Origin of the sequence: uncultured Rothia sp. (assembly GCF_916049665.1) — a bacterium.
Lineage (GTDB): Bacteria > Actinomycetota > Actinomycetes > Actinomycetales > Micrococcaceae > Rothia.
Genome location: NZ_CAJZIE010000111.1, coordinates 1 through 3,575 on the forward strand (window position 1 = coordinate 1; position 3,575 = coordinate 3,575).

General features: G+C 62.6%; 2 protein-coding genes and 2 tRNA genes. All 4 read left to right on the forward strand.

The genetic code is table 11. The features are described from left to right. Positions 1-101: 101 nt before the first annotated feature. The 4 genes from QZ540_RS08265 to QZ540_RS08280 all read left to right on the forward strand — a co-directional run bounded on the left by QZ540_RS08265 (position 102) and on the right by QZ540_RS08280 (position 3,429). Positions 102-172: transfer RNA gene (locus tag QZ540_RS08265), tRNA-Cys, on the forward strand. A 24-nt stretch (positions 173-196) separates the two neighbouring features. Then, positions 197-268 (forward strand) — tRNA-Val (locus QZ540_RS08270). A gap of 499 nt (positions 269-767) precedes the next feature. Then, positions 768-1,760, forward strand: a complete 993-nt coding sequence (locus tag QZ540_RS08275) for an HNH endonuclease signature motif containing protein (protein ID WP_294629131.1) — start codon at positions 768-770, stop codon at positions 1,758-1,760. A gap of 301 nt (positions 1,761-2,061) precedes the next feature. Further along, positions 2,062-3,429: a hypothetical protein gene (locus QZ540_RS08280; RefSeq protein WP_294629133.1), complete on the forward strand. Its 1,368-nt coding sequence runs from the start codon at positions 2,062-2,064 to the stop codon at positions 3,427-3,429. The last annotated feature ends 146 nt before the right edge of the window (positions 3,430-3,575 follow it).

The following is a 3,575-nucleotide window of genomic DNA, read 5'->3' on the forward strand; positions in this document are numbered from 1 at the left end:
TAGAGCACCACCTTGCCAAGGTGGATGTCGCGAGTTCAAGTCTCGTCAACCGCTCGTAAGGACTCCAAGAGTTCGAACGCGTTCCCTCGTGGAGCGTATGCGGTGAGGTGGTCGAGTGGTTAGGCAGCGGCCTGCAAAGCCGTGTACGCGGGTTCGAATCCCGTCCTCACCTCGCAACAAAACAACTGTTTTGTGAGCGCGATTGGCGCAGCGGTAGCGCGCTTCCCTGACACGGAAGAGGTCACTGGTTCGATCCCAGTATCGCGCACAAATGAAGCCCTGATTCTTCGGAATCAGGGCTTTTGTGTTTTTAATTTATTCTGGCATTCGGAGGGATGATGTTCCTCCTTGTTCCTACAGGGGACCCGCCCTCGCTTCGCTTCGGGCACCCTGATGTCACGACGGAGGACACCATCCCTCCCGCTCCCTGCGTAAAACACCCAGCCTCAGATTAGTAAGGGCGGGGCTTGCGTGCGCGATACCGGCATAACGAACTGGAGGGGGAGGGGGCTGTCGCCTTCTCAACCTTTTGCTGGCTCCGCCGGGTCTGTTTCGTGAGGCTTGCGCCTACACACTTCCTCCGCGCCGTCGCAGGGAACCCGCCCTCGCTTCGCTTCGGGCACCCTGAGGGCGCATCCGGAAGGTGTAGCCTGCAGCCAAACCCTCTCCGACATGACCAAACGCTTTGCGCACCGCGAGCACCTCCGATACCCTAATGGAGGAAATCTACACTCACAGATACACCGCCGTATCACAAAGGAACACCCATGAAATTCCTCAAAGGGTTCGGCATCTTCTTCGCCGTATGCCTCGCCTTCTCCCTCTGGTACGTCATCCTCGGCGTCGCCATCATTGTGCTCATCGTGGGCATCATCCTAACCATCCGCAAAAACCGGTACTTCGCATCCCCCGAATTCCAGACACACCGGCAACGCACCGCCACACTCGCCAGCGAATACAACGAAGTCGCCAGCTACGTGCACGACATCTACACCCACGGAGTCTACGAACTCGGCACCTCCACCAACGGCATGTACGGCCACCTCGCCACCGTCGAAGTCCAACAACCCAAAACCTGGCAGACACTGCTGCGGAAGAAAACAGACGAACGTCCCCCGCACGTCTACAACTCCTCCCAACAGGTCGTCCTCGAAGCCGAACGGGACCCCATTGGCAGCCTCACCAAATACTTCCACATCGAAGCCGACCTGCAAACCCTCAAAGACGTGCAACGCCTCTCCGGTGATATCGCGCGCCTCGAAACCGCAATCGACAACGTGCGACGCCGCGAAGGCGACATGATTGCACACATCAACCCGCCCCAATTCATCACCAAGCACTACGCCGACGAGTTCTGGAACAAACTCAACGTCTGCCACGTAGGGCTGACCGTGCCCTACCCCGCCTACCGGTTCGAATACACCTCAATCAACGGCAAAGAAAACCGCGCCGTCACCGTCACCCTCGACACCCCAACCCTCGACGCGCTCTCCGAAACCCTCGAACGCAAAATACGCTGGGCATGGCCCGAAGGCGGCGAACGCACCCTCATGACCGCCCAACTGCGCCAACGCATCAAAGAACGCGACAACTACACCTGCCAAAACCCCGGATGCGGCAACTCCATCATGCGTGAACGAATCCTCATCCTCGAGGTCGTCCACAAGGTGCCGCTGTCCGAAGGCGGCAACAACGAGCCCGAGAACCTGCAGACCCTCTGCTGGCGTTGCGTGCGCGGGCGGAACCTGCGGCTCGCATAAAGCCGCACCTTCCGGAAGCGACATCAGGGTGCCCGCCCGGGCGCTCTCCGCAGTGAAGCAAGGAGAAGCGGAGCGTCCGGGTGCGGCGGGTTCCCCTGCAGGAGCGAAGGAAAGGCGCGGCGCAAGGTGCCCAAAGGCTCCCATGCCGCGCTCCAACCAGAGATTTACGTTAAAGCTGAGGTTCAGGGTATTCTTTTCCTCGGCGCTGATTTTCTTTCCACAGCAAGTAAATCGAGGCTTGTTTGGAGCCAAATAAAGTCGCGCCGCAAACACATCACCCCACCTGAATAAAGGGCATACCATGTCTACTTCCCTGACCCGCCGCAAGCTCGTCGCTGGTGCAGCCTGGGCGGCACCGGTCGTCGCAGCCTCGGCAACCATCCCCTCCTACGCGGCATCCGTCGCCGCCACCAACGACTGCATCCTGGCGGCCAACCCGGCGTATAGCATCTCCGGCACCGACGAAGGCGCCAAGACCGTGCAGAGCTTCGCCGTGCCCAACAACGTCTACAAGCTTCGTTTTGAGCTGGTCGGCGGCGCGGGTGGCACCAACAACCGCATGACCCAGGCGGGCTCCGGCGCGAAGGTCACCGGCATCATCCCCGTAACCCCCGGCTCCACCGTGCAGATCATCGCCGCGGCAGGCGGTATTGGCGACGGCTCCCTCACCCCCACCGCCGGCGGTGAAGGCTACGGCAACGGCGGCTCCGTACCCGCCTACACCATCCCCGCCAACGTCACCGCGCAGGTCGACGCAAAATACGCTGACCCTGCAAACTCCAAGAGCCAGGTCTACGCCGCATCCGGCGGCGGCTCCTCCGCACTGCTCATCGACGGCACCGTTGTAGCGGTTGCAGGCGGCGGTGGTGGCGCGGGCATGACCAGCTCCGGCGTGTCCTACGCAGACCCCTGGTACTCCAACCTCGACGGCCAGATCGACGCAGGCGTGGCGGCATTCGGCTCGGACGCATCCCCGCAGTTCGATGCGGCGGGTAGCGCCTCCGCAGCGGCAGGCTCCAACGGTACCCCCGGCTACGAAATCTACAAGGCTGAACGCTCCAAGGTGCTGACCTACAACTCCGGTTTCGGCGGCGCGGCGGGCGTGGGCGGTGCTGGCGGCGTGGCAGGCACCCTTCCGGTTAGCGGCCCCATCATCGGCTTCGAGAGCACCAACAACCAGGTGCTGTTCAGCCAGTTTGTTGCCGGTAACGCGGGTACCGGTGGCTTCGCTGGCAACGGCGGCGACGGCGCGGGCGCATACTCCTACCAGCTGGACGAGAACCCCGCCAGCGTGCACGAGAAGGGCACCTACGAGGATCGCAGCTGGGACCTGGACGTCTACAATGACGAAGGCGCGTACGCGCAGAACTTCAACGGCTACCAGTCCGTGGTGTCCGGCGGCGGTGGCGCAGGCTACGGAGGCGGCGGTTCCGGCGCGGCACAGTCCGTCTCCTCGATTGTGCTGACCCAGAAGTGGCTGAACAGCCCGACCGGTGTGCGTCAGGGCCTCGGCTACACGATGCAGGGCGGCGCCGGTGGCGCGGGTGGCTCGTACATCGCTCCGTCTGTCACTGATGGTGCGATTGCTTCGGCTGAGAACGCGCCGCAGTGGATGCGCGAGCGCGGCAACGGTTCGGTGAAGGTGACCTTCTGCGAGGCGGCAGCCTAACCGTTTCTTACGCTGAGGCGTTTGGGCGGTGCGCCGCATGTTTCCTCCGCGCCTACGCAGGGGCACCCGTCACCCGGACGCTCCGCTCTTCCTTGCTTCGCTGCGGAGAGCGTCCGTGTGACACCCTGAGGGCGCTTCCGGAAAAC